The following is a 24842-nucleotide window of genomic DNA, read 5'->3' as shown; positions in this document are numbered from 1 at the left end:
GTGTAACAGGGAAAAGAGCCAAGATGGCGCGCTCGCACGATTCCCCGGCCCGCGCGATTGTGACTGGAGCGCGGCGCCATTGCAGGGCACAAAGATCCCATGTTCGATGCCCGCATCCGCCCCCTGATCGACCCCGCCCTCAATGCCCAGGGCCGGGTGATTGCGCGCTGGGGCATCACGGCCAATCAGGTGACGCTGGTGGGGCTGGCACTTGGTCTTCTGTCCGCCGCGCTTATTGCGCTGGGGGTGTTTGGCTGGGCTCTGGTCCCGCTGTTGTTGTCGCGCCTGGCCGATGGGCTGGACGGAGCCGTGGCGCGGGCAAGTGCTCCGACGGGGTTTGGCGGCTATCTCGATATCACCTGTGATTTCCTGTTCTACGGCGCGGTGCCGCTGGGCTTTGTGCTGGCGGATCCTGCAGCCAACGGAGTGGCGGGGGCATTCCTGCTCACGTCCTTCTACGTCAATGGCGCCAGCTTTCTTGGCTATTCCGTCCTCGCGGAGCGGCACAAGATGACCAGCAGCGCGCGCGGCGTCAAAACGCTCTACTTCACCGGAGGGCTCTTGGAAGGGGCCGAGACGATTGGCTTCTTCGTGGCGCTCTGCCTGTTTCCGGGAGCGTTCGCGCCGATGGCCTGGGTGTTCGGGGCCTTGTGTTTCGTCACGGCTGGATCGCGGGTGCTGTTGGCCTATCGGGTGTTTGCGCCCGGTTCGTAGTTTTGCTGTGCACTTATTGGGAACAGCCGACGAGTAGGAATTCGCTCGGTCGTTTTACAAATGTGTCCGCTGTTTCCCAAAGTGTTCTTACCAATAAGGGAGTGCAAGGTCCCTTCTGGTTTGGGTTCGATGGATATCGAAGAGGATAGTCCTTTTGCCCATGAAGACCCCCAAGGGCAGTCACATGGTCGTCTATCAAGTCTGGTATTTCTTCGGTTTTCGGAACATCTGAATAAAGCCCGCTCTGACGATCCAGATCTGCAACCCTTATTGCGATAGACCGCATTTGGCACCGTACAGGGGTGCATTCGCTCTTGTTCCACATTGTGACTATCTTGTGCCCATTGCGACCTTTTGTTTCCACTGTTCCATTATTCCATAGAATGCAGGCCTTGAGCATCAACTCCAGACCATGGCCTGCAAGTGCGAGCGTAGGGAGGAAGAGTATCTTTCCTTTTTCCCGCTGTGCCGCATCTAGCACCAAGGAGCCTTCAAGATATTGTTTGGCTTTGCTTGCGTGTTGCCCGGCATCAGTTTCGAAGAAGTTTTCTATTGGTCTGGTTTCCATAGTGAGATGCTAGTTTCAGTTGAGCGATGATGCAAACCCACATTGGCTCGCCTTTCAGGGGCTGGAGGCGTTGTAAAAAGATCGCCGTGCAAACCGGCTCAGCCGATCCGAAGGTGTCCAATAGAAAAGGCCCGCCGAATTGGCGGGCCTTTCCGTATTGCAATGGGCAAGCCGCTTACTGCGGGATGTCGCCTTCGATGCCTTCGACAAAGAAGTTCATGCCCGCCAGGGTTCCGTCATCGGCGGTCTCGCCCTCTGCCAGCCAGGCCGAGCCGTCCTGCTTGTTGATCGGGCCGGTGAACGGGTGGTAGGAGCCGTCCGCGATGGAGTCTTTGATCGCCAGCGCTGCGGCTTTGACATCGGCCGGAACCGCGTCGGAGATTTCACCGATGCCGACCATGCCGGGGGCGATGCCATCCCAGGTGTCAACGCTGGTCCAGGTGCCGTCCATCACGGCCTTGGTGCGGGCGATGTAGTAGGGCGCCCAGTTGTCGATGATCGAAGAGACGCGCGGCAGCGGGCCGTATTCGGCCATATCAGACGCCTGACCAAAGGTGATCACGTTGCCAGCAGCCTGTGCGGCGGCCTGGGGCGCGGTGGAGTCGGTGTGCTGCAGGATCACGTCAGCACCCTGTTCGATCAGAACCTTGGCGGCGTCGGCCTCTTTCGCCGGGTCAAACCAGGTGAAGGCCCAGACGATCTTGAACTGCACGTCGGGGTTCACTTTCTTGGCGTGGATATAGGCCGAGTTGATGCCGCGAATCACTTCGGGGATCGGGTAGGAGCCGATGTAGCCCACGATGTTCGACTTGGTCATGTGGCCCGCGATGGTGCCCTGAACGGCGCGGCCTTCATAGAAGCGGGCGGAATAGGTCGAGACGTTGTCGGCGCGCTTGTAGCCGGTGGCGTGCTCGAACTTCACGTTCGGGAACTTCTTGGCGACGTTGATGGTCGGGTCCATGTAGCCGAAGGAGGTGGTGAAGATCAGGTCAGCGCCCTGCAGGGCCATCTGGGTGATCACGCGCTCGGCGTCGGGGCCTTCGGCGACGTTTTCAACATAGACGGTTTCGACCTTGTCGCCAAATTCCGCAACCACGGCCTTGCGGCCCTGGTCGTGCTCATAGGTCCAGCCGCCGTCGCCGACGGGGCCAACATAGACAAAGCCCACCTTGGTCTTGTCTGCGGCCATGGCGCTGGTGGCCAGGCCCAGGGCCATGGCGGCGCCGGTCAGAAGTTTCGTCAGTTTCATCAAAGGGATCCCCCGTGTTTGTTACTATTGTGCCCGGGCAACCGGGCAGGGTGTTTGGCCTTCCGTCAGATGCTAACGGGAGGCGTGGAAATTGCGACCAAGGGCAGCCGGTGCGCTGCTCTTATCAGCCGAGAGGATGACAAGCACCACAATGGTGATCAGATAGGGCGACATTGCCAGATACTCCACCGGAATGGCAACGCCTGCTGCCTGCAGATTAAGCTGCACTACGGTGACGCCGCCAAAAAGATAGGCGCCCAGCAGCACACGCCAGGGTTTCCAGCTGGCAAAGACCACCAGCGCCAGGGCGATCCAGCCGATGCCTGCAGTCATGCCTTCGGTCCACTGGGGCACGCGGATCAGGCTGATATAGGCCCCGCCCATGCCCGCGCAGGCGCCACCGAACAGGATCGCGAGGATGCGGATGCGCACGACTTTGTATCCCAGCGCATGGGCCGCATCGTGGTTTTCCCCCACCGCGCGCAGGATCAACCCGACGCGGGAATACTTCAACACCGCCCAGACGGCCGCGATCAGAGCGATCCCGAAATAGAGGATGATGTCATGACCAAACAGGATCGGCCCCACCACGGGCAGATCGCTGAGGACGGGGATATGGATGTCCTGCATCTGCGGTGGCTTGATCCCCACATAGGACTGGCCCATCAGCGCCGAGAGACCCAGACCAAAAAGCGTCAGCGACAGGCCCGAGGCAACCTGATTGGCCTGGGCAAACTGGGTGAGGATCGCAAAGAGCGTCGACAGCGCCGCGCCGGCAATGGCCGCCACGACAAAGCCTAGGAGCGGCGAGCCGCTTTCCACCGCAGTGGCAAAGCCCGCGATGGCGCCCGTGATCATCATGCCTTCGACGCCAAGGTTCAGAACGCCTGATTTCTCCACCACCAGCTCGCCCACGGCGGCCAGCAACAGGGGCGTGGCCGCCACCATCAGAGAGGCGATCAGGAGGACCGGATTGATTGCAGAAAGATCCATTTACGTGTCCTGCCCCTTGAAAACTCGCGTTTCGATTTCTCGCCGAATCTCGTTGCCCATCGTTCCCGGCCAAATTGGGTTGTGGGACTGCAACAACCGCCAGAATATGCCCATGCTAGCCGGTGGCTCCGGCGAAGAAGTCTCACCCTCGGCGCGCGAAGTTTCGCAAAGATCCTGGTACTCTTTTAAGGCAGACATCACGGCAGGGTCAGCGCGTACGTCTCGCTCCAAAGAATCCATTTCATCGTGGCTGACTTCGAGAACGACTTCCTTCTGGGCTTCCGCATCCCACATCTTGATAGATCTAACCGCCGCTTCCATCACGCCACCTCCGGCTTGCCTAGACGCAGGCGAAAATTGGTCAGAAGGTCGAACGCCAGAAGGAAGAACAGAAGCATTCCCTGGAAGACCTGGATCGCCGCCGAGGGCAGACCCATGTTCGACTGGGCGATATCCCCGCCGATGTAGGTCAGCGCCATCAGCCCGCCCGCCAGCAGGATGCCCACGGGATGCAACCGGCCCAGGAAGGCGACGATAATGGCGGTGAACCCGTAGCCCACGTTGAAATCGATCGAGACCTGGCCCGATGGCCCGGAGACCTCGAACATGCCCGCAAGGCCTGCCAGCATGCCCGATGCGCCAAGGCAGAACAGGATCAGGCGGGCCGGTTTCACCCCGGCAAACCGCGCGGCGCGCGGGGCTTCGCCAGTCAGGCGGATCTGATAGCCCAGCATGTGCCGGTTCAAGAGCACATAGGTAAAGATCACCGCGATAAATGCTGCAACCACGCCCCAATGCATGCCGGATCCGGCAATGAGATCGGCATTATGGGCGCTTTCATATTGCTGCAGGTTGCGGCTGCCGGGAAATCCAAACCCTTCGGGGTTTTTCAGCAATCCCAATGACATCGATGCCAGGAATTGCTCGGCCACATAGACCAGCATCAGCGACACCAGGATCTCATTGGTGCCAAAACGCACCTTCAGAAGGGCCGGGATCATCGCCCAGAGCCAGCCGCCAAAGGCACCCGCCAGGACCATCAGCGGGAAGATATACCAGGCCTCATGGGGGTAGAAGGCCAGCCCCATGCCCGCGCCAAAGAGGGCGCCCATGATGTATTGCCCTTCGGCGCCGATGTTCCAGATGCCTGCGCGAAAGCCCAAGGACAAGCCGATGGCGATCAAGACCAGCGGCCCGCCTTTGATCAGAAGCTGCGGGCGGTAGTAGAAGGCGAATTCGCCAAACAGCGGCTCCCAAAAGATGGTGCGGATCGCCTCCACCGGATCCTTGCCGAGGATGGCGAACAACAGCCCGCCTGCGATCATCGTCGCCAGCACCGCGACCAGCGGCGTCGCCATCGACCAGGCGCGCGAGGGCTGTGGGCGTTTTTCAAGCCGGATCATGTGTCAGCCCCTTCCTTGATAGTCACATTCTGGCAGCGGTCAGACATGGGCCACCTCCATCCCGTGGGCGCCGCCCATCATCAGGCCGATCTCGTCCACCGTGAGGCCGCTTGCAGCCCGCGGGGTGCTGAGGCGGCCTTCGTTGAGGGCGGCAAAACTGTCCGAGATCTCCATCAGCTCGTCCAGATCCTGGCTGATGCAGAGGACGGCGGTGCCGCCTGCAGCGAGATCGAGCAGCGATTGGCGGATGGCGGCGGCGGCAGAGGCATCGACGCCCCAGGTGGGCTGGTTCACCACCAGCACCTCGGGGCGCTGCAGCACCTCGCGGCCGATGACGAATTTCTGCAGGTTACCGCCAGACAGGGAGCGCGCCGCATTTTCAGGCCCCGGTGTGCGCACGTCAAAGGTGGAAATCACCCGTTTGGCAAAGGCCTTGGCGGCGGGCCAGTTCAGAAAGCCGCGGTTCACGAGGTTCTCGCGCACGGCGGCGGTCAGCATGGCGTTCTCCGTCAGGCTCATGTCCGGCGCGGCGGCATGGCCCAGGCGCTCTTCCGGGGCCGAGAGCAGGCCCAGGCGCCGACGCGCAACCGGCCCCAGCCTGCCGATCGGCTGCCCGTGCAGCTTGACCGCATCCGGCGCAGACAGGGTTTCGCCGGACAATACCGCCAGCAGTTCATCCTGACCGTTGCCCGCCACGCCACCGATGCCAAGGATCTCTCCCTTGCGCAGGCTCAGGTGTATGTTCTTCAGGGAGGTGCCGAAGGCCGAAGGGGAGGGAACCGACAGGCCGCTGATATCCAGCGCCACATTGCCCATGATCCGGTCCGACCGCGTCGGTGTTTTCAGCGCCGTGCCCACCATCATCTCGGCCATGTCGCGGGCCGAGGTTTCAGCCGGGGTGCATTCGCCCACGTTCTTGCCCAGGCGCAGGATGGTGGCGTGATCGCAGAGCTTGCGGATCTCTTCCAGCTTGTGGCTGATATAGAGGATCGAGGTGCCCTCGCTGCGCAGTTTCTGCAGGGTCTCGAACAGGATCTCCACCTCCTGCGGGGTCAGCACCGAGGTCGGCTCGTCCATGATCAGGAGTTTCGGATCCTGCAGCAGGCAGCGGATGATCTCGACCCGCTGGCGCTCCCCGGCAGAGAGATCACCCACGGTGCGATAGGGGTCCAGCGGCAGGCCGTAGGTTTCCGACACCTCGCGGATGCGGCTGGCCAGATCCCGCATCGCGGGCGGGTTTTCCATGCCAAGGGCGATGTTTTCAGCAACATTCAGCGCATCGAACAATGAGAAATGCTGGAACACCATGGCGATGCCATCGGCGCGGGCGGCACGTGGCTCTGCCGGGGCAAAGGGGGCCCCGCGCAGCAGCATCTGGCCGCTGTCCGGCTTCACCAGCCCGTAGATCATCTTCACCAGCGTCGACTTGCCGGCGCCGTTTTCACCAAGCAGCGCATGCACTTCGCCTTCACCGATGTCGAAGGAGACCTGATCGTTGGCGACGACGCCCGGATAGGCCTTGGTGAGGCCCTGGAGGCTCAAGAGGGGGACTGTCACGCGTGCCGATCCTTCCGTTGTTCCTGTTCCGCGCCTTGCGTCGCGTCCGTTTTCTCATCCCGACCAGCCGCAAGCGCCAGCAGCTGTGCCGCCACACCCACCGCGATCATCTGCGGATGCTTGCCCAGGCCTGGATCCCCGATCGGGCAGGTGATCCGCGCGATTTGCGCCGACTCATGCCCAAGTGCGGCAAGGCGCGATTTGAACCGCGCCCATTTGGTGGCAGATCCGATCAGACCGGCAAAGGCAAAATCGTGTTTCAGCAGGGCGTGGCATAGCGCCAGATCCAGCTCATGGGAATAGGTGAGGATCAGATGCTGTGCAGTTGACGGCGCGTGAGGCAGCAAAAGAGCCGGGTTTTCGGCCCAAACCGGGGTGACGCCGCCTGGCACGCTGTCCGGAAAGCGGTTTTCTGCGGTATCGACCCAGGTGATCGCATGATCGGGCAGCGGGGCAAGCACATCGACCAGCGCGCGGCCCACATGGCCCGCGCCCCAGATCCACACGGGGCGTTCGGGGCGATGCACAGGTTCGATCATCCAGCCGTCGATCAGCTGCGCTGCGGGACGATTCCCCCGATTGCGAACCTGGGATAGCTTGCGGTGGACGGAAAGCGGCATGTCACCGTTGCCGCCTGCAGGCCGGGCGATCACGTCAGAGGTCAGAGCTTGCAGATCGGCCGCCTCGTAGACCTCGCTCAAGAGCGTCACCGAACCGCCGCAGCATTGGCCCAGATCCGGCCCAAGCGCATGGGTGCTGAGAACGGCAGGCTTGCCCTGCGCAGCAGCGCGTCTCGCCGCCTCGAATTCCAGCGCGCCGCCGCCGATGGTGCCGGATTGCGCAAACCCGCCCTCCGTGCGCCAGACCAGCATGGCCGCACCCACCTCGCGCGGGGAAGAGCCACGAATCGCCGCGATCACAACGCGGGTGACGCGCCCATGAGCGGCCACGGCGGCCTTCAGACCGGCAAGGTCAAACCCCATCCGAAACCCTCCGCGCGGCGTGCCAGATCTCTTCTGCCGTGGCGGGTGCATTCAGCGCCGGGTAACTGGTGCCAAAGCTGGCCACCGCATCCGACAGGGCCAGCCAGGCGGAGATCCCCAGCATGAAGGGCGGCTCCCCCACCGCTTTGGAGCGGTAGATCGTCTCCTCACGGTTCTGCCCGTCATAAAGCGCCACGTTGAACACATCCGGGCGGTCCGAGCAGGCGGGGATCTTGTAGGTCGAGGGCGCATGGGTGCGCAGGGCGCCCTTGTCGTCCCAGACCAGTTCCTCGGTGGTGAGCCATCCGGCGCCCTGAACATAGCCGCCTTCGACCTGGCCGATGTCCAGAGCAGGGTTCAGCGAAGCGCCCGCATCATGCAGGATATCGGCGCGCAGGATGCGGTTCTCGCCGGTGAGCCGGTCCACGACAACCTCGGTCAGGGCGGCGCCATAGGCAAAGTAGAAGAAGGGGCGCCCCTGGCCCTTGATGCGGTCCCATTCCAGTTTCGGGGTCTTGTAGAACCCGGTGGACGACAGGCTGATCCGACCCTCGTAGCAGAGTTTCGCGGCCTCATCGAAGCTGATCTCGACGGTCGCGCCGATGCGCACCCTGCCGCCGTCGAAGATCACCTCAGCGGGAGTTAGCTGATGCAGGCGGGCCAGATGGTCGGCCATGCGGGCGCGGATGGTGTCACAGGCGGCCATGACCGCCATCCCGTTCAGATCCGAGCCGGAGGAGGCCGCCGTGGCCGAGGTATTGGGCACCTTGGCCGTATCGGTTGCGGTGATCTTCACCTTCTCCAGCGGAATGCCGAACCGGCTGGCCGCCACCTGAGCGACCTTCTGGAACAAGCCCTGTCCCATTTCGGTGCCGCCGTGGTTCAGATGGACCGAGCCATCCTGATACACATGCACCAAAGCGCCCGCCTGATTGAGATGGGTCAGCGTGAAGGAAATACCGAACTTCACCGGTGAAAAGGCAAGGCCGCGCTTCAGGTGGGCGTGTCTCTCGTTCCAGGCGGCGATCTCTGCCCTGCGGGCGGCGTAATCGGCGCTGCCCAGCAGTTGCTCGGTCATCTCGTGCAGCTCGAAATCGCTGACCTCCATGCCGTAGGGGGTGGTGTTGTCCCCCGTGGCGGTGCCCGGCGCGGCATAGTAATTGCGCCGCCGCAGCTCGACCGGGTCAAGGTCCAGATCATGTGCGATATGGTCCATCACCCGTTCGATCCCGACCATGCCCTGCGGGCCGCCAAAACCGCGATAGGCGGTGGCGCTTTGCAGGTTGGTCTTCAGGCGATGGCTTTCGATGCGGATCGCGGGGATGGCATAGGCGTTGTCGGAGTGCAACATGGCGCGATCTGCCACCGGCAACGACAGATCCTGGGCCCAGCCGCAGTTCACCAGATGGGTGAACTCCAGGCCCAGAAGCCGACCGTCGGCATCAAACCCCGCGCGGTAGGAGATGCGGAAGGCGTGGCGCTTGCCGGTGATGACCATGTCATCATCGCGGTCATAGCGCATCTTGCAAGGTAGGCCGGTGTGGCGCGCGGCCAGGGCGCAGGCAACGGCCAGCGCGTTGCCCTGGCTTTCCTTGCCGCCAAAGCCGCCGCCCATGCGCCGGGTTTCGACCCGCACGGCATGCATCGGCAGGCCAATCGCCTCGGCCACCTTGTGCTGGATCTCGGTCGGGTGCTGGGTCGATGAATTGACCAGCATGCCGCCATCTTCCTGCGGCAGGGCAAGGGCAGCCTGACCTTCGAGATAAAAATGCTCCTGCCCGCCCAAGTCAAAGGTGCCCTCCACCATGCGCGGTGCGGCTGCAATGGCGGCAGCGGCATCGCCTTTCTCGTAGATGCGCGGGCCTTCTTCGAAGCGGCTGTCGGCGGCAAGGGCCTGATCCAGAGTCAGAAGCGGGGTTTCCTCGGCATATCCAATGACAGCCTTGCGCGCCGCAACACGTGCCGCGCGGTGGCTTGTGGCGACCACAAGGAACAGGGGCTGGCCGATATAGTTGACCGTTCCATCCGACAGGAGCGGCTCATCGTGGTTCGACGGAGAGACATCATTGTCAAAGGGCAGATCCTCGGCCGTCAAAACCGCAACCACGCCCGGGCTGCTGCGCACCGGAGCCAGATCCAGGGAGGTGATCCGCCCCTTGGCGACCTGCGACAGGCCAAAGGCCAGATGCAGCGTGCCGCGCGGGGTGGGGGTGTCGTCCACATAGCGGGCGGCGCCGGTCACATGCAGGCGGGCGGCGTCGTGGGGGAGGGGCTTTGCAACGCTCATTGGCTCACCTCCAGCACGCTGACGGGTTCGCCTGCAAGATCTGCGAAATAGCGCAAGAGCATGTTGCGGGCGCAGTCCAGACGGTAGACGTCCGAGGCGCGCATGTCGCGCATCGGGGTGAAGTCCTGTTCAAATGCCCCTTGGGCGAGGGTGATCGTCGCCGGAGTCCAGGGCTGGCCCAGAAGCGCAGCCTCTACCTGGTTGGCGCGTTTCGGCACGCCCGCCATGCCGCCAAAGGCGATGCGGGCGGAGTGCACGACGCCATTCTCAACCCGGATATTGAAGGCGCCCAGCACCGCCGAAATGTCCTGATCGAACCGTTTCGAGAGCTTGTAGACGCGTAAGGCATCCGGCTGGCGCGGGAAGGACACCGCCTCGACAAATTCGCCGGGCTGGCGGTCCTGTTTGCCGTAGTCGATGAAGAAGTCCTCCAGCGGCAGGTCGCGGCGGGTATCCCCCCGGCGCAGGTGCAGCGTGGCCCCCAGGGCAATCAGGGCAGGCGGGTTGTCCCCGATGGGGGAGCCATTGGCGATATTGCCACCCACCGTGGCCGCGGCGCGCACCTGTTGCGACGCATAGCGGCGGATCATCTCGCCGTAGGAGGGATGCAGGGGCGCCAGGGTGGCGCGCATGCGGTTCATGTCGACCATGGCGCCGATCCGCACGGTCTCGTCACTGATGTCGATCTGTTTCAGGTCTTCGCAGGCGTCGAGAAAGATCATCTGGGAGAGATCGCGCAGCCCCTTGGTGACCCAGAGGCCCACATCCGTTGCCCCGGCCACAAGGGTGGCCTCGGGGTTGGCGGCGTAAAGCGTGGCAAGCGCGTCCGAAGAACTCGGCATGTTCTCGAGCGGCGCGGCCTTGGCGGCGGCTTCGGCGGCGATCCAACTGGGCACGGGTTCATCGGCAGCGGCCTCGGCGGCGCGAATGATCGGCGCATAGCCGGTACAGCGGCAGAGGTTCCCGGCGAGGCGATCATCGAAATCCCGCGCGCCTTCCTTGTGGGCGGTGACCATCGACATCACGAAACCGGGGGTGCAAAAGCCGCACTGGCTGCCGTGGTGGTCGATCATGGCGCGCTGCACCGGGTGCAGGCTGCCATCCGGTCCGGCGGCACCTTCGACCGTGCGTACGGATTTCCCGTTCAGTTGCGGCAGGAACAGGATGCAGGCGTTGAGCGGTTTCGCCCCGCGCCCATCCGTCACCATCACCGTGCAGGCGCCACAGTCACCCTCGTTGCAGCCTTCCTTGGTGCCGCAGAGCCCGCGTTCCTCGCGCAGCCAGTCCAGCAGCGTCGCTGAAGGATCCGCTCCCTCCAGCGTTACCTCCTCACCGTTCAGATGAAAGGTGATTGTCATCTTGTGAAACCCGTCGCCTTACCCTGTTTTCCCAAATGGCCAACCCTTCGATGCGACGTAGAAGAGCTGGCGGGATATATGCTTGCTTATCTGACACAGAGTAGAAAGCGTATGTGCGGTCTGGCAAGGAAAAGCGACAGGGCTGCCTCGAATTTACGAATAGGACGTTTTTACCGGCATGCGGAGCATCTTACTTAGTTTTTAAAGGTTTATCTGGCGCCTTGGCGCCTTGGCTTTGCCGCAGGCCGGAAAGGACTTTTCGTGTTTTCCTGATAATGCAGCTCATTATGCGGGCAAAACAGTGAGATCTGGGGAGGGGGCAGCTGCTGCAATCGCCGGTATTTGGGCGCTGACGAATGCGCTTTTATCCGGCGCCCCGGATCGGATAGCTTGGCGTCATGACCGATGCTCCCCGATTCATTCACCTGCGCACCCACACGGAATACTCTCTGCTGGAGGGCGCGCTGCGGCTGAAGAAACTGCCCGATCTCTGCAAGGCAAACGAGATGCCCGCCATCGCGGTGACGGACACCAATGCGATGTTTTCGGCGCTGGAGTTCTCGGTCACCCTGTCGGGGGCAGGCATTCAGCCGATCATCGGCTGCCAGGTGGATGTGACCTTCGAGAAAAGCGAGCCGGGAGAGCGGCCCAAGGTGCCGGCCCCCATCGTTCTCTTGGCGCAGAATGAAACCGGGTACGAGCACCTGATGAAGCTGTCCTCTTGTCTCTACGTGGACAAGGGCGGGCAGTTGCCGCAGGTCACGCTGGACGAGCTGGAGGTGAACTCCGAAGGGTTGATCTGCCTTTCGGGCGGGCCGAACGGTCCGGTGGGCAAGCTGTTGCAACAGGGCCAGCGCCCTGCCGCCGAGGCGCTGATGCAGCGCCTGAAGGCGATCTACCCGGACCGTCTTTATGTGGAGTTGCAGCGCCATCCGGGCGAAGACGGCCAGCCCGAGGCGGAGCGCCTGACCGAGCGCGGCCATGTGGAAATGGCCTATGCGATGGACCTGCCGCTGGTCGCCACCAATGACGTCTATTTCCCCAATACCGAGATGTACGAGGCCCATGACGCGATGATCTGCATCGCCGAGGGCGCCTATGTGGACCAGTCCGAGCCGCGCCGCCGCCTGACCGCGCAGCACTATTTCAAAAGCCAGCAGGAAATGGTGACGCTGTTTGCCGACCTGCCCGAGGCGGTCGAGAACACGGTGGAAATCGCCAAGCGTTGCGCCTTCATGGCCTATCGGCGCGATCCGATCCTGCCGAAATTCGCCGACGACGAGGTGCAGGAGCTGCGCCGCCAGGCCAACGAGGGCCTGCAGAACCGGCTTGCGGTAATCCCCCATGCGGTCAGCGTCGAGGAATACCAGAAACGGCTCGATTTCGAGCTGGACATCATCGAAGGCATGGGCTTCCCCGGCTACTTCCTGATCGTTGCGGACTTCATCAAATGGGGCAAGGATCACGGCATTCCGGTTGGGCCGGGCCGGGGCTCGGGCGCGGGCTCCTTGGTGGCCTATGCGCTGACCATCACCGACCTTGACCCCCTGCGCTACAGCCTGCTGTTCGAACGCTTCCTCAACCCCGAACGGGTGTCGATGCCCGACTTCGATATCGACTTCTGCATGGATCGCCGCGAAGAGGTGATCCGCTACGTGCAGGAGAAATACGGGCGCGACAAGGTCGGGCAGATCATCACCTTCGGTGCGCTTTTGTCCAAGGCGGCGGTGCGCGATATCGGCCGCGTCTTGCAGATGCCCTATGGCCAGGTGGATCGCCTGTCGAAGATGATCCCGGTCGAAGGCGTGAAACCCGTCTCCATCGAAAAGGCGCTGCAGGACGAACCGCGCCTGCGCGAAGAGGCAAAGAACGAACCCGTGGTGGATCGCCTCCTGACCTATGGCCAGCAGGTCGAAGGGCTGCTCAGGAATGCTTCCACCCACGCGGCGGGTGTGGTGATCGGCGACCGGCCCCTGGATGCGCTGGTGCCGCTCTATCAGGATCCGCGCTCGGATATGCCCGCAACCCAGTTCAACATGAAATGGGTGGAGCAGGCGGGGCTGGTGAAGTTCGACTTTTTGGGTCTGAAAACCCTGACGGTGATCCAGAACGCGGTGGATCTGATCCGCCAGTCAGGCCGCGATCTGCACGTGGCCGCCGATGGTACCCAGCTTTACGAGCCGCCCGAAGGCGCGGTGAATGAGATCAACGCCATCCCGCTGGATGACGAGGCCTCTTACAAGCTCTATTCCGCCGCCAAGACGGTTGCCGTGTTCCAGGTGGAATCCACCGGCATGATGGATGCGCTCAAGCGCATGAAACCCACCTGTATCGAGGATATTGTGGCGCTGGTGGCGCTTTACCGTCCGGGCCCGATGGAGAATATCCCCACCTATTGCGAGGTGAAGAACGGCCTGAAGGAGATCACCTCGGTCCACCCGCTGATCGACCATATCCTTGAGGAAACCCAAGGCATCATCGTCTACCAGGAACAGGTGATGCAGATCGCTCAGGTGATGGCGGGCTATTCGCTTGGTGGTGCTGACCTCTTGCGCCGCGCCATGGGTAAGAAGATCAAGGAGGCGATGGACGCCGAACGCCCCAAGTTCGAAAAGGGCGCGGCGGAGAACGGCGTCGACAAGAAGAAGGCGTCCGAGGTCTTCGACCTTCTGGAGAAATTCGCCAACTACGGCTTCAACAAGTCTCACGCGGCGGCCTATGCGGTGGTCTCTTATCAGACCGCCTGGCTGAAGGCGAACCACCCGGTCGAATTCATGGCCGGCGTCATGAACTGCGATATCCATCTGACGGACAAGCTGGCGATCTATTTTGAGGAAGTCCGCAAGGGGCTGAGCCTGCCCTACGTGCCACCCTGCGTGAACCGCTCCGAGGCGACCTTCAACGTGGTCAATGGCGAACTGGTCTATGCGCTGGGCGCGCTGAAGAACGTTGGCGTCGACGTGATGCGGCTGGTGACCGCGGCGCGGCGCGAAGATGGCACCGAGCGCCTCTTTGTCAGCATCTTCGATTTTGCCCGCCGGGTGAACCTCAAGAAGGTCGGCAAGCGCCCCCTTGAAATGCTGGTGCGGGCCGGTGCCTTTGATCAGCTCGACAGCAACCGCCGCCGCCTGTTCGAAAGCCTTGAGGGGCTGGTCAATTACTCTGCCGCGATCCACGAGCAGAAGAACTCCAACCAGGTGTCGCTCTTTGGTGAGGCGGGTGACGATCTGCCCGAACCGCGCCTTGCGGGAACGCCCGACTGGCTGCCTGCCGAACGCTTGAGCGAGGAATTCAAGGCGATCGGCTTCTATCTTTCGGGCCACCCGCTGGACGACTACATGCCCGCCTTGAAACGCAAGGACGTGATGACCCTGGACGAGGTCACCGCCAAGGCCGAGCGCGGCCCCTTCATGGCCAAGATGGCCGGGGTGGTCGCCGGACGGCAGGAACGCAAATCGGCGCGCGGCAACCGCTTTGCCTTTGCCCAACTCAGCGATCCCAGCGGCGCCTTCGAGGTCACTCTGTTCTCCGAAGTTCTTGAAAAATCGCGGGAGTTTCTTGAGACCGGCGCCAAGGTGGTGATCACCGCCGAGGCCACCATGGAGAGCGATCAGCTGAAACTGCTGGTGCGCTCGGTCGGGCCGGTGGATGCCGCCATTGCCGATGCGGGCAAAAGCTCGCTTCGGGTCTATGTCAGCGATGCGGGCGCCATCGGCACCGTGGCCCGCGTGCTGGAGGATGCCAAATCGGCCGCCCGCAATGCCAGCCGGGGCGAAGTCTTGATGTATCTGCAGGATCCCAGCCTGCCGGGGGATGTGGAGATGGATCTGGGGCAGGTCTTCCCGATCAACCCGCAGATCAAGGGCGCGCTGAAATCGCTGGAAGGTGTTCTGGACGTCGAAGAGATATAGGGGCATCCCCCTTGGCAATCTCTAAAGCTTTAGCAAAAGGGGATCTTTTTGCTGAACGTCATATTAGGAGAACTGGCCTAGGACAGGGAGCAATTCCACTTGCTCCGGGGCCGCTGCGTGTCATCGTTCTTTTCCAAGCTGAAAGAAAACTGGGTCTATCTGCTGATCGTGGCAGGGACGGCTCTGACCTTTGCGATCAGCGTTGAAGTCGATGCATTTGATGCCTTCTACGAATTCAGTCGCAGTCACGAGGATTGGGAACTGGATGAACTGGCGATTCTGGTCCTGAACTTGGCTGTGGGCATGTGCATCGCGCTGATTGTCCGCTCTCGCCAACTGGTGACGGTGGTCAAGGAACGCGATCAGGCCGAAAAGGCTGCTCAGCGCTTTGCCTGCCACGATGCCTTGACCGGATTGCCAAACCGGCGCGCCTTTACCGACCGTCTGGCGAACCTGGATTGCCAGGGCGATGGCGATGGTTTCATCGTGATGATGATGGATCTCGACCGGTTCAAGGCGGTGAATGATATCCATGGCCATGCCTATGGCGACCTGGTGCTGACGGAAACCGCGGCCCGGCTGCAGGCGGAACTGGTCGAGGCCGACATGGTGGCCCGGCTGGGCGGCGACGAATTTGCAATCGCCCTATGTACCTGCTCCACCACCGAACGGGCCGAAGACCTGGCCGCAAGGCTGCTTGTCGCGATTTCGCAGCCGATCATCGCGGATGGGACCAAACTGTCGGTCGGCACCAGCATCGGGCTGGCCCTTCTGGCACCGGAACACGCCACCGAGGATGCGTTGCGCTTTGCCGATCAGGCCCTGTATTCTGCCAAGAAGAGCGGGCGCGGGACATTCGCCTGGTTCGATGCGGAACTGGAAGAAAAGACGCGGGAACGGCGCGCCCTGGAGGCCGACCTGAAAGAGGCCGTCGCCAAGGATCAGATCGCGCCCTTCTTCCAGCCGGTCTTTGACATCACCACGGACCGGCTTTGCGGTTTCGAGGTGCTGGCGCGCTGGACCCATGACAGGCGCGGTGTGGTGCCGCCCGATGTCTTTATCGAGATCGCCGAGGATGTCGGTTTGATCGCGCCGCTGGGCTGGAGCGTTCTGCGCCAGTCCTTGATCGCGGCGCAGGGCTGGGATCCGACCCTGCGTCTGGCGGTGAACCTGTCGCCAACGCAGTTTCGCGATGGGCATCTGGTCGAGCGGATCAAGGAGACCCTGGAAGAGACCGGCTTTGATCCGAAGCGGCTTGAGATCGAATTGACCGAAACGGCGATCATGACCGATTTTGCCGCCGCCCAGGCCGCCTTGTCGGAGCTGCGGGCCCTGGGGATCACCCTGGCGCTGGATGATTTTGGCGCGGGCTTCTCTTCACTGTCCAATCTGCGTCAATTGCCCTTCGACGGAATCAAGATCGACGGCAGCTTCATCTCAGATATCCAGAAAAGCCCCGAAAACCAGAGAATCGTTTCCGGCATTCTGGCCCTGGCGCACGGGCTTGATCTTGCCGTGACCGCGGAAGGTGTCGAAAGCGACGGGGATCTGGGGTTCCTGCAATCGGTGAATTGCGAGATGGGGCAGGGCTATCATTTTGCGCGGCCCATGTCCGGCGAGGATGTGGAGTGGATGCTGGAGACCAAATGGTCCTCGCTGCTACGTGAGCCGAGAGATCCGGCGCAAACACAGGACCATTTCCCCAAGGCGGGCTGACTTTGGGGTCAGGTCTGCAGCTCAGTAATGCGGCGGGCGCTCGTCGGCAAAGATGACGCCGCCGCTGCCTTCCTGCGCGCGGCTGGCTTCTCGCTCGAACAGCATCTGTACCCGATGGGTGAGCCGGTCCAGCTCACTCTGCTGGCGGGCGACCACGTCGCTCAGTTCATCCACGGTGCGGGTCAGATGGGCGATCTGCTCTTCCAGATGCTGCATGGCTCGGTCTCCTTGACTGCGCAACGTCATACGCCGAGCTGGCTTGCCGGTCCATGGGAGAAACGCCAGTCTGCCCCGGACAGGATCGTCTGGGAGGACAGCCAATGACAACAGTGCGCAGCGAAACCCGCGATGGGATCACCACGATTTCCATCTGCCGCCCCGAGGCGCGCAACGCGGTGGACCCGGCCACGGCACGGGCGCTCTACCAGGCGTTTCTGGCCTTCGCCGCGGATGACGACGCACGGGTGGCGGTGCTGACCGGGCAAGGCGGCTATTTCTGCGCAGGCTTTGATCTGAAAACCGCAGGTTCCGGCGCCGCCGATGATTGGATCGCGGGGCTTGATATCCCCGAAGACTGGTCCGATCCGATGCAGGATCCCTTGCCCGGCCCCATGGGGCCGTCGCGGCTGATGCTTGAAAAACCGGTGATTGCCGCCATCGAAGGACCGGCGGTTGCAGGCGGGCTGGAACTGGCCGCCTGGTGCGATCTGCGGGTGATGGCCGAAGGTGCCGTGGCCGGTGTCTATTGCCGTCGCTGGGGCGTGCCGCTGATCGATGGCGGCACCGTGCGCCTGCCGCGCATCCTGGGGCAGGGGCGGGCCAATGACCTGATCCTGACCGGGCGCGGGATCGGGCCGGAAGAGGCGCAGGCGATGGGGCTGGCCGATCGTATCTGCGCCAAGAGCGAGGCTTTGCAGGTGGCTCAGGATCTGGCCGCCGATCTGGTGCGTTTCCCCCAGGCCTGCATGCTGGCGGATCATCTGTCGGCGCGTATGGCACCCGCCGATCTGGCGGCGGCACTCAGGCGCGAGTGGCGCTCCTTTGCGGCCTTTGCCCGCGAGGGACGGGATGGCGCGGCCCGGTTCGCCGCCGGAAAAGGCAGGTCCGGCGATTTCGCCGAGATCTGAGGACAGCGCCAAAACTGCCGCCACGATCGAACCGGGGCACCGCCAAGACGGCCCCGCGCTGCAACGCTACCTTGCCGTTGTTACATGCATCGGCTAGACCGCGCGCACGTATCAGACCCAAAGACACCCGTGAGGAGGCCACAATGGCCAAAGTCAAGAAGCAACCCCGCCCCAAGGCCATCACGCCCAAGGGCTTCCGCGATTATTTCGGCGCCGAGGTCACTCAGCGCTCTGAAATGCTGCAGGCGATTGCCGGGGTCTACCATCGATACGGGTTTGATGCGCTGGAATCTTCCGCCGTGGAAACGGTCGAGGCGCTGGGCAAGTTCCTGCCGGATGTGGATCGCCCCAACGAGGGCGTCTTTGCCTGGCAGGAGGCCGACGAGGACGGCAAGGGCGACTGGATGGCGCTGCGCTATGATCTGACGGCGCCCCTGGCGCGGGTCTATGCCCAGCACCGTAACGATCTGCCCACCCCCTATCGCCGCTATGCGATGGGGCCTGTGTGGCGCAATGAAAAGCCGGGACCGGGCCGCTATCGCCAGTTCTACCAATGCGACGCCGATACCGTGGGCACCTCGTCCATGGCGGCAGACGCCGAGATCTGCGCCATGCTGGCGGACACGCTGGAGACCGTCGGCATTCCGCGCGGTGATTACCTGGTGCGGGTCAACAACCGCAAGGTCCTGAACGGTGTGCTGGAGGCGATGGGCCTGGAAGAGGGCGCCGCCTCCCGCGATGATGTGCTGCGCACCATCGACAAGTTCGACAAGGTCGGCGAAGAGGGCGTGCGCCAGCTGCTGACCAAGGGGCGGCTGGATGCCTCGGGCGCCTATATCGATGGCGTCGGCCTCAGCGATGAACAGGCCGCGCCTGTGCTGGCCTTCCTGACCTCCAAGGCTGCCGATACCGCTGGCACGCTGGACAATCTGCGCGCCGCCGTGGGCGACAGCAAGATCGGCGCCGAAGGCATTGCCGAGCTGGAACAGATCGGCGCGCTGCTGGCCGCTGGTGGCTATGGCTCTGACCGGATCGAGATCGACCCGTCTGTGGTGCGTGGCCTTGGCTATTACACCGGCCCGGTCTTCGAGGCCGAGCTGACCTTCGAGATCCTCGATGAAAAGGGCCGCAAGCGCCAGTTCGGCTCGGTTGCGGGCGGTGGTCGCTATGACGGGCTGGTCAAGCGCTTCACCGGTCAGGAAGTCCCCGCCGTGGGGGTCTCCATCGGTGTGGATCGCCTGCTGGCGGCCCTGCGCGAAAAGGGACGCCTTGCCACCCAGCCCAAGGGCCCCGTTGTGGTCACCGTGATGGATCGCGACCGCATGGCCGATTATCAGGCCATGGTGACGGAATTGCGGGCGGCGGGCATCCGCGCCGAGGTCTACCTTGGCAACCCCAAGAATTTCGGCAACCAGCTGAAATATGCGGACAAACGTCATTCCCCGGTCGCCGTGATCGAAGGCGGCGACGAGAAAGAGCGCGGCGTGGTGCAGATCAAGGACTTGATCCTTGGCGCCAAGATCGCCGAAAGCGCCACGTTGGAGGAATGGAAGGAACGCCCCAGCCAGTTCGAGGTGCCCCGCGAGGGTCTCGTCGCCAAGGTGCGTGACATCCTTGACAGTCAGGACTAGGCCGATGCCCACACGCTCAGACATATTGGCCCGCGCCACCCGGCTGCGGATGACATTCGAGGCGGCGGGCGCGCAGGTGGTCGATCCGCCCCTGCTGCAACCTGCCGAGACCCTGCTGGATCTTTATGGCGAGGATATTCGCGCCCGTGCCTATATCACCTCGGATGCGCTCAGGGGCGAGCAGATGCTGCGCCCCGATTTCACCGTGCCGGTGGTGCAGATGCATATGCGCGAGGGGGCCGAACCGGCGCGCTATACCTATGCCGGTGAGGTCTTTCGCCGTCAGGAGCATGACCCGGATCGCGCCAACGAATACGTGCAGGTGGGATATGAGGTCTTTGACCGCAATGATCCCGCCAGTGCCGATGCCGAGGTCTTTGCCCTGATTGCACTGCAATTGCGCGGCCTGCCCCTGCGGGCGGCCACCGGCGATATCGGCATCCTGATGGCTGCGGTCGAAGGGCTCAACACGACCGAGAAACGGAAATCTGCCCTGATGCGCCACATCTGGCGCCCGCGCCGGTTCCGCAGCCTGCTGGAGCGCTATGCGGGGCGGGGCACTGTGCCGGAGAGCCGCAAGAAGCTCCTGTCCACCGAAGGCGCGTTGAGCGGATCGGCGCCGGAGATCGGCAAGCGCCGCGCCGCCGAGGTCGATGCCCGCGTCGACCTCCTGCGCGCCGATGCCGCCATGCCGCCGATTTCCGAGCACGAGCTCCTGGCGCTGGAGGCGCTGATGGCGGTGCGTGAAACACTGCCCTATGCCATTGAACAGATGCGCGATATCGCGGTGGATCTGCCCGCGATCCTGCCCGCGCTGGACCGTCTTGAAGCGCGCACAGCCGCGATGAAGGCACGCGGGATCGATGTGGACTCCCTGGATTTCGAAGCCTCCTATGGGCGCACCTCGATGGAATACTATGACGGCTTCGTCTTCGGGTTCTACGCCGAAGGCCACCCCGGCCTGCCGCCCTTGGCCAGTGGTGGGCGCTATGATGCGCTGACCCGGCAACTGGGCCAGGGTGGGGAAATTCCGGCGGTTGGCGCGGTCTTGCGTCCCGACCTGATGCTGATGCTCGAGGAGGGCAAGTCATGAGCCTGAAACTGGGCGTGCCCTCCAAGGGGCGGTTGATGGAAAAGACCTTTGACTGGTTTGCCAAACGGGGGGTCACCCTGACCCGCACCGGATCGGAGCGTGAATATGCCGGTGCGGTGGAGGGGGTCGAGGGCATGGAGCTGATCCTGCTGTCGGCCAGCGAAATCCCGCGGGAACTGGCCGCCGGGCGCATTCACCTGGGCGTCACGGGCACCGATCTGGTGCAGGAGAAACTGCCGCGCTGGGAACAGCAGGTCGAGGAGCTGGAGCCGATGGGCTTTGGCTTTGCCGATCTGGTGCTGGCGGTGCCGCAATTCTGGATCGATGTGGACAATCTGGATGATCTGGATGCGGTCGCAGCAGCCTTTCGCCAGACCCATGGTCACCGGTTGCGGATCGCCACCAAGTACCACCGTCTGGTGCGCGAATTCCTGAACGAAGCCGGGGTCGCCGATTACCAGCTGGTGGACAGCCAGGGCGCCACCGAAGGCACGGTGAAGAACGAGACCGCCGAAATGGTCGCGGATATCACCTCTACCGGTGAAACTCTGCGCGCAAACCATTTGAAGCTCTTGAGCGATGGTCTGGTGTTGAAATCCCAGGCCACCCTCTGGCGCAGCCGCGAGGCGAGCTACAGCGCCGAGGAAAAGAGCGCGCTGAAAGCGCTCCTGAAAGGGATCGAGCAGGCTGGTTGACCAACCCGCGGGCCCGAGGCCTCATGTCGCGACCGCCCCCGCGCCTGCGGGGGCTGGGCCCAAGGCGGCAAGGGTATTTCAATACCCGTAGCCGACGCGGGAGCGCCCTGCTGTCGATATTGGGGAGTGGCGGTTCGGCGCAGAGGGCTTGGGATGGCCTGGGCGCCTAGAGAACGCCGATATCCGCAAGGGCCTGTGACAGTTCCGCAGGCAGCGGGTCTTCCTGCGCGCGCCCTTCGGGCAGGTCCGCCGGGCTGTCCTCCGGCTTCAGGTAGCGCCAGCCCTGAAAGGGGCGCCGTGGTGCGCTGTGGGTGCGGTGCAGCTCCGGGTCCAACACGATGGCACAGCGGCGGATGCCATCGCTGCCCGAGACCTCATCCAGCCGCAGGATGCGCTGGCGGCACTGGATCACCCCCTTGATCACCCAGTAGATGGATCCACCATTCAGCAGCTCCGCCTCACGTTTGGGCCACATGCGGGTCACATGGCGGGGCAGGGCTTCGGGCAGGCTCTGGCGATAGTGATCCTGCCAGGCCGCAAGGCTCTCCACGCTTTCGGTCCCGACCGAGAGCTTGACCAGATTGACGTGTTTTTCCAAGGCCATCCCCAAACTGTCTTGTTCCGGGCGCTGCGGCGCCCAGGACGCCCACTCTAGTGTTTTTGCAGCAGGCGGCAAGTTCCGGGAGGTCACTTTTGGGCAGGGGATGCAGCCTGCCTGCCGCGATCTGCGCGTGATGATGCCACTGGGTCAAGGTGTTAGCAAAAAAGGAAAAAAGATCTGTGTGACGGGTGGCATCGGCGAAGGGCTGGAATTCATCGCCGAGCCGCGGCGAAACCGTGTCATACTGCAATCGTTACGCCTTTTAGGGCCTGCCAGGAGAGATTCGCCTTATGAGCCGCTTTGCCGCCCCCATCGCCGAGCAGATCTGGGATATGAAATACCGCTTCAAGCAGGCGGATGGCACTCCGATTGACATGACCGTCGAAGACAGTTGGCGTCGGATCGCCCGGGCTCTGGCCGAGGGCGAGGAGACGCCCGACCACTGGGAGGCGCGGTTCTACGCGGCGCTGGAAGATTTCAAATTCCTGCCCGCCGGACGCATCACCGCAGGGGCGGGTACCGCGCGGCAGGTGACCCTGTTCAACTGTTTTGTCATGGGCACGGTGCCCGACAGCATGGGCGGCATATTCGACATGCTGAAGGAAGCGGCGCTGACCATGCAGCAGGGCGGCGGAATCGGCTATGATTTCTCGACCATCCGCCCGCGCGGCGCCGATGTGCGCGGCGTGGCGGCGGATGCCTCGGGGCCCTTGTCCTTCATGGATGTGTGGGATGCCATGTGCCGCACCATCATGTCGGCCGGTTCGCGCCGCGGCGCCATGATGGCCACCATGCGCTGCGATCACCCCGATATCGAGGATTTCATCACCGCAAAATCCGATCCGGCCCGGCTGCGCATGTTCAACATGTCGGTGCTGGTGACGGATGATTTCATGGAGGCGGTGAAGGAGGGGCGATCCTGGGATCTGGTCTTTGGCGACAAGGTCTACCACACGGTCGAGGCCCGCGATCTCTGGAACAAGATCATGCAGGCCACCTATGACTATGCCGAACCGGGGGTGATCTTCATCGACCGGATCAACAAGGCCAACAACCTGTCCTATGTCGAGGAGATCAGTGCCACCAACCCCTGTGGCGAGCAGCCCCTGCCACCCTATGGGGCCTGCCTTCTGGGGTCGATCAACCTGGCGCGGCTGGTCAGCAATCCCTTTGACGCCGATGCCGAATTGAACCTGGCAGAGATGCAGGACCTGGTCGCAACAGCCGTGCGGATGATGGACAATGTGGTGGATGTCTCCAAGTTCCCGCTGGAGGCACAGGCGGCGGAGGCGCGCAACAAGCGCCGGATCGGCCTTGGCGTGACGGGGCTGGCCGATGCGCTCTTGATGCTGGGCCTGCGCTATGGCTCGGACGAGGCGGCGCGTCAGGCGGAGCGCTGGCTGCAGCAGATCGCCCGCGCCGCCTATCTGGCCTCGGTGGATCTTGCCAGGGAGAAAGGCGCTTTCCCGCTGTTCGATGCGGAGAAATACCTGGCTTCGGGCAATATGATGAGCATGGATGAGGACGTGCGCGCCGCGATCCGCGACCATGGCATCCGCAACGCCCTGCTGACCTCGATCGCGCCCACCGGCACCATCAGCCTTTATGCGGGCAACGTCTCGTCGGGGATCGAGCCGGTCTTTGCCTATGCCTATACCCGCAAGGTGCTGCAAAGGGACGGCTCGCGGACAGAGGAGGAGGTCGTGGACTACGCGGTCAGGATGTACCGCGACAAGTTCGGTGCCGATGCCGAACTGCCCGACTATTTCGTCAATGCCCAGACCCTGGCGCCCGCCGACCACGTCCGTATGCAGGCGGCGGCGCAGAAGTGGATCGACAGTTCCATTTCGAAGACCATCAACTGCCCCGAGGATATCTCCTTCGATGATTTCAAGGATGTCTACATGCAGGCCTGGGATCAGGGCTGCAAGGGCTGCACCACCTATCGGCCCAATGATGTCACCGGATCGGTCCTGTCGGTCAGTGAAAGCGCCGATACCGCGCCGGGCGAAACTGCGGAGGCGCCCCACGAAAGCGACAGAGAGAATGGTGCCGAAGTGGTCTACATGTCGGACCCCCTGGATCGCCCGCAGAGCCTTGAGGGGCATACCTACAAGCTGAAGTGGCCGGACAGCCCGCATGCGATCTATCTCACGATCAACGATATCGTCATCGGCGGCCATCGCCGCCCGTTCGAGGTCTTCATCAATTCCAAGAACATGGAGCACTACGCCTGGACGCTGGCACTGACACGGATGATCTCGGCCGTGTTCCGCCGTGGGGGCGATGTGTCCTTCGTGGTGGAAGAGCTGAAGGCCGTGTTCGATCCGCGCGGCGGTGCCTGGGTCGAGGGGAAGTATATCCCATCGATCCTGGCGGCCATTGGCGGGGTGATCGAAAAACACATGGTGGCCATCGGGTTCCTCGAAGGAGAGGGCATGGGCCTGAAATCCGATCCCAAGGCGCAGGTCGTCAATCTGAAGTCACCCAACGGCAAGGCCTGCCCCGCCTGCGGTCAATACGCGATGCAGATGGTCGAGGGCTGCATGACATGCAGGAGTTGCGGCCATTCCAAATGTGGCTGATCCGCACAAGGCTGATGGCATGAGGTCCTGTGAAAGCTCGCATCAGTTTGCAATTTGACCAGCTTAAACTGCAATTCTGACCACTGAAAGTTTGCCACTGCTGAGAAATCAGCGGTGGCTTTTTTTGAGGGGGCGAGGGGGGCGTTCCTCGAACACAATGGGGCGCTGTTGAATTCAAAGCTGTTTTGCGACAACACAGTGTCGATAGGTTTCGCTTTTACGAAGACATTTAGTGGTCGATCCGATGCCATTTATGTCGAAGCGGATTGATAACTTTTTCGACAAGCAAGCCACTTAGGGTCAGGATGCATTGATTTTCCGAGCGCTGCGTGATTCACGGATCCGAAAACGGAGCGGTGACATGAGCAATC

At 62.7% G+C, this 24842-nt stretch carries 19 protein-coding genes; 8 read left to right on the top strand and 11 right to left on the bottom strand.

Annotation, left to right across the window (positions count from 1 at the left end; translation table 11 throughout):
• Positions 1-99: 99 nt before the first annotated feature.
• Entirely contained in the window at positions 100-714 is a 615-nt protein-coding gene (locus PXK01_RS18995; protein WP_274861291.1) for a CDP-alcohol phosphatidyltransferase family protein, read from the top strand.
• Between the two features lie 13 nt (positions 715-727).
• Here PXK01_RS18995 and PXK01_RS18990 read toward each other — a convergent pair whose 3' ends face one another.
• The 9 genes from PXK01_RS18990 to PXK01_RS18950 all read right to left on the bottom strand — a co-directional run bounded on the left by PXK01_RS18990 (position 728) and on the right by PXK01_RS18950 (position 11112).
• Positions 728-1282, bottom strand: a complete 555-nt coding sequence (locus PXK01_RS18990) for a hypothetical protein (protein ID WP_274861289.1) — start codon at positions 1280-1282, stop codon at positions 728-730.
• A 175-nt stretch (positions 1283-1457) separates the two neighbouring features.
• Positions 1458-2531 carry a BMP family ABC transporter substrate-binding protein gene (locus tag PXK01_RS18985; protein ID WP_274861287.1) on the bottom strand — a complete coding sequence of 358 codons (1074 nt, stop codon included), beginning with the start codon at positions 2529-2531 and terminating at the stop codon, positions 1458-1460.
• Between the two features lie 72 nt (positions 2532-2603).
• On the bottom strand, positions 2604-3524 hold the full coding sequence (locus PXK01_RS18980) for an ABC transporter permease (protein WP_274861285.1): 921 nt from the start codon (positions 3522-3524) through the stop codon (positions 2604-2606).
• Entirely contained in the window at positions 3525-3845 is a 321-nt protein-coding gene (locus PXK01_RS18975; RefSeq protein ID WP_274848606.1) for a hypothetical protein, read from the bottom strand.
• Complete coding sequence (locus PXK01_RS18970) at positions 3845-4927, bottom strand: ABC transporter permease (RefSeq protein WP_274861282.1); 1083 nt, start codon at positions 4925-4927, stop codon at positions 3845-3847. Before PXK01_RS18970 ends, PXK01_RS18975 begins: the two co-directional genes overlap by 1 nt.
• A gap of 39 nt (positions 4928-4966) precedes the next feature.
• Positions 4967-6484: an ABC transporter ATP-binding protein gene (locus PXK01_RS18965; protein WP_274861280.1), complete on the bottom strand. Its 1518-nt coding sequence runs from the start codon at positions 6482-6484 to the stop codon at positions 4967-4969.
• Positions 6481-7467, bottom strand: a complete 987-nt coding sequence (xdhC, locus tag PXK01_RS18960; protein ID WP_274861279.1) for a xanthine dehydrogenase accessory protein XdhC — start codon at positions 7465-7467, stop codon at positions 6481-6483. The genes PXK01_RS18965 and xdhC overlap by 4 nt, the downstream gene beginning before the upstream one ends.
• Positions 7457-9754 carry a xanthine dehydrogenase molybdopterin binding subunit gene (gene xdhB / locus PXK01_RS18955; RefSeq protein WP_274861277.1) on the bottom strand — a complete coding sequence of 766 codons (2298 nt, stop codon included), beginning with the start codon at positions 9752-9754 and terminating at the stop codon, positions 7457-7459. Before xdhB ends, xdhC begins: the two co-directional genes overlap by 11 nt.
• Positions 9751-11112 carry a xanthine dehydrogenase small subunit gene (locus PXK01_RS18950; protein WP_274861275.1) on the bottom strand — a complete coding sequence of 454 codons (1362 nt, stop codon included), beginning with the start codon at positions 11110-11112 and terminating at the stop codon, positions 9751-9753. The genes xdhB and PXK01_RS18950 overlap by 4 nt, the downstream gene beginning before the upstream one ends.
• A 398-nt stretch (positions 11113-11510) precedes the next feature.
• Between PXK01_RS18950 and dnaE the strand changes: the two genes are divergently transcribed.
• Entirely contained in the window at positions 11511-15023 is a 3513-nt protein-coding gene (dnaE, locus tag PXK01_RS18945) for a DNA polymerase III subunit alpha (protein WP_274861273.1), read from the top strand.
• A 117-nt stretch (positions 15024-15140) separates the two neighbouring features.
• The gene (locus PXK01_RS18940; RefSeq protein WP_274861271.1) at positions 15141-16739 is read left to right on the top strand and encodes a putative bifunctional diguanylate cyclase/phosphodiesterase; all 1599 of its coding nucleotides are present in this window, start codon (positions 15141-15143) and stop codon (positions 16737-16739) included.
• Between the two features lie 21 nt (positions 16740-16760).
• On the opposite strand, the gene PXK01_RS18935 is transcribed toward PXK01_RS18940, so the two are convergent.
• Positions 16761-16955, bottom strand: a complete 195-nt coding sequence (locus PXK01_RS18935; protein ID WP_274861270.1) for a SlyX family protein — start codon at positions 16953-16955, stop codon at positions 16761-16763.
• Between the two features lie 104 nt (positions 16956-17059).
• On the opposite strand from PXK01_RS18935, the gene PXK01_RS18930 reads away from it, so the two are divergent.
• From PXK01_RS18930 to hisG, 4 genes are all read left to right on the top strand, one after another.
• Positions 17060-17866: a crotonase/enoyl-CoA hydratase family protein gene (locus tag PXK01_RS18930; protein WP_274861269.1), complete on the top strand. Its 807-nt coding sequence runs from the start codon at positions 17060-17062 to the stop codon at positions 17864-17866.
• Positions 17867-18009: 143 nt separating this feature from the next.
• A complete protein-coding gene (gene hisS / locus PXK01_RS18925; protein ID WP_274848466.1) occupies positions 18010-19497 on the top strand; it encodes a histidine--tRNA ligase in 1488 nt (495 codons plus the stop codon).
• Positions 19498-19501: 4 nt separating this feature from the next.
• Positions 19502-20590: an ATP phosphoribosyltransferase regulatory subunit gene (locus PXK01_RS18920; protein ID WP_274861268.1), complete on the top strand. Its 1089-nt coding sequence runs from the start codon at positions 19502-19504 to the stop codon at positions 20588-20590.
• Entirely contained in the window at positions 20587-21285 is a 699-nt protein-coding gene (hisG, locus tag PXK01_RS18915) for an ATP phosphoribosyltransferase (RefSeq protein WP_274861266.1), read from the top strand. Before PXK01_RS18920 ends, hisG begins: the two co-directional genes overlap by 4 nt.
• Before the next feature lie 166 nt (positions 21286-21451).
• Here hisG and PXK01_RS18910 read toward each other — a convergent pair whose 3' ends face one another.
• Positions 21452-21889 (bottom strand): DUF1489 family protein, encoded by a 438-nt coding sequence (locus tag PXK01_RS18910; RefSeq protein WP_446728371.1) that lies wholly within the window; start codon positions 21887-21889, stop codon positions 21452-21454.
• Between the two features lie 287 nt (positions 21890-22176).
• On the opposite strand from PXK01_RS18910, the gene PXK01_RS18905 reads away from it, so the two are divergent.
• Positions 22177-24471: an adenosylcobalamin-dependent ribonucleoside-diphosphate reductase gene (locus PXK01_RS18905; RefSeq protein ID WP_274861265.1), complete on the top strand. Its 2295-nt coding sequence runs from the start codon at positions 22177-22179 to the stop codon at positions 24469-24471.
• Positions 24472-24842: the final 371 nt, after the last annotated feature.

Source organism: Phaeobacter sp. PT47_59 (assembly GCF_028890025.1).
Classification (GTDB): domain Bacteria; phylum Pseudomonadota; class Alphaproteobacteria; order Rhodobacterales; family Rhodobacteraceae; genus Phycobacter.
Note: the sequence above shows the minus strand (reverse complement) of the source record. Positions and strands in the feature narration are given on the sequence as shown.

Coding starts and splice junctions, on each gene's coding strand:
- PXK01_RS18995 (WP_274861291.1), top strand. CDS start 100: ATGTTCGATGCCCGCATCCGCCCCCTGATCGACCCCGCCCTCAATGCC.
- PXK01_RS18990 (WP_274861289.1), bottom strand. CDS start 1,282: ATGGAAACCAGACCAATAGAAAACTTCTTCGAAACTGATGCCGGGCAA.
- PXK01_RS18985 (WP_274861287.1), bottom strand. CDS start 2,531: ATGAAACTGACGAAACTTCTGACCGGCGCCGCCATGGCCCTGGGCCTG.
- PXK01_RS18980 (WP_274861285.1), bottom strand. CDS start 3,524: ATGGATCTTTCTGCAATCAATCCGGTCCTCCTGATCGCCTCTCTGATG.
- PXK01_RS18975 (WP_274848606.1), bottom strand. CDS start 3,845: ATGGAAGCGGCGGTTAGATCTATCAAGATGTGGGATGCGGAAGCCCAG.
- PXK01_RS18970 (WP_274861282.1), bottom strand. CDS start 4,927: ATGATCCGGCTTGAAAAACGCCCACAGCCCTCGCGCGCCTGGTCGATG.
- xdhC (WP_274861279.1), bottom strand. CDS start 7,467: ATGGGGTTTGACCTTGCCGGTCTGAAGGCCGCCGTGGCCGCTCATGGG.
- xdhB (WP_274861277.1), bottom strand. CDS start 9,754: ATGAGCGTTGCAAAGCCCCTCCCCCACGACGCCGCCCGCCTGCATGTG.
- PXK01_RS18950 (WP_274861275.1), bottom strand. CDS start 11,112: ATGACAATCACCTTTCATCTGAACGGTGAGGAGGTAACGCTGGAGGGA.
- dnaE (WP_274861273.1), top strand. CDS start 11,511: ATGACCGATGCTCCCCGATTCATTCACCTGCGCACCCACACGGAATAC.
- PXK01_RS18935 (WP_274861270.1), bottom strand. CDS start 16,955: ATGCAGCATCTGGAAGAGCAGATCGCCCATCTGACCCGCACCGTGGAT.
- PXK01_RS18930 (WP_274861269.1), top strand. CDS start 17,060: ATGACAACAGTGCGCAGCGAAACCCGCGATGGGATCACCACGATTTCC.
- hisS (WP_274848466.1), top strand. CDS start 18,010: ATGGCCAAAGTCAAGAAGCAACCCCGCCCCAAGGCCATCACGCCCAAG.
- PXK01_RS18920 (WP_274861268.1), top strand. CDS start 19,502: ATGCCCACACGCTCAGACATATTGGCCCGCGCCACCCGGCTGCGGATG.
- hisG (WP_274861266.1), top strand. CDS start 20,587: ATGAGCCTGAAACTGGGCGTGCCCTCCAAGGGGCGGTTGATGGAAAAG.
- PXK01_RS18910 (WP_446728371.1), bottom strand. CDS start 21,889: ATGGCCTTGGAAAAACACGTCAATCTGGTCAAGCTCTCGGTCGGGACC.
- PXK01_RS18905 (WP_274861265.1), top strand. CDS start 22,177: ATGAGCCGCTTTGCCGCCCCCATCGCCGAGCAGATCTGGGATATGAAA.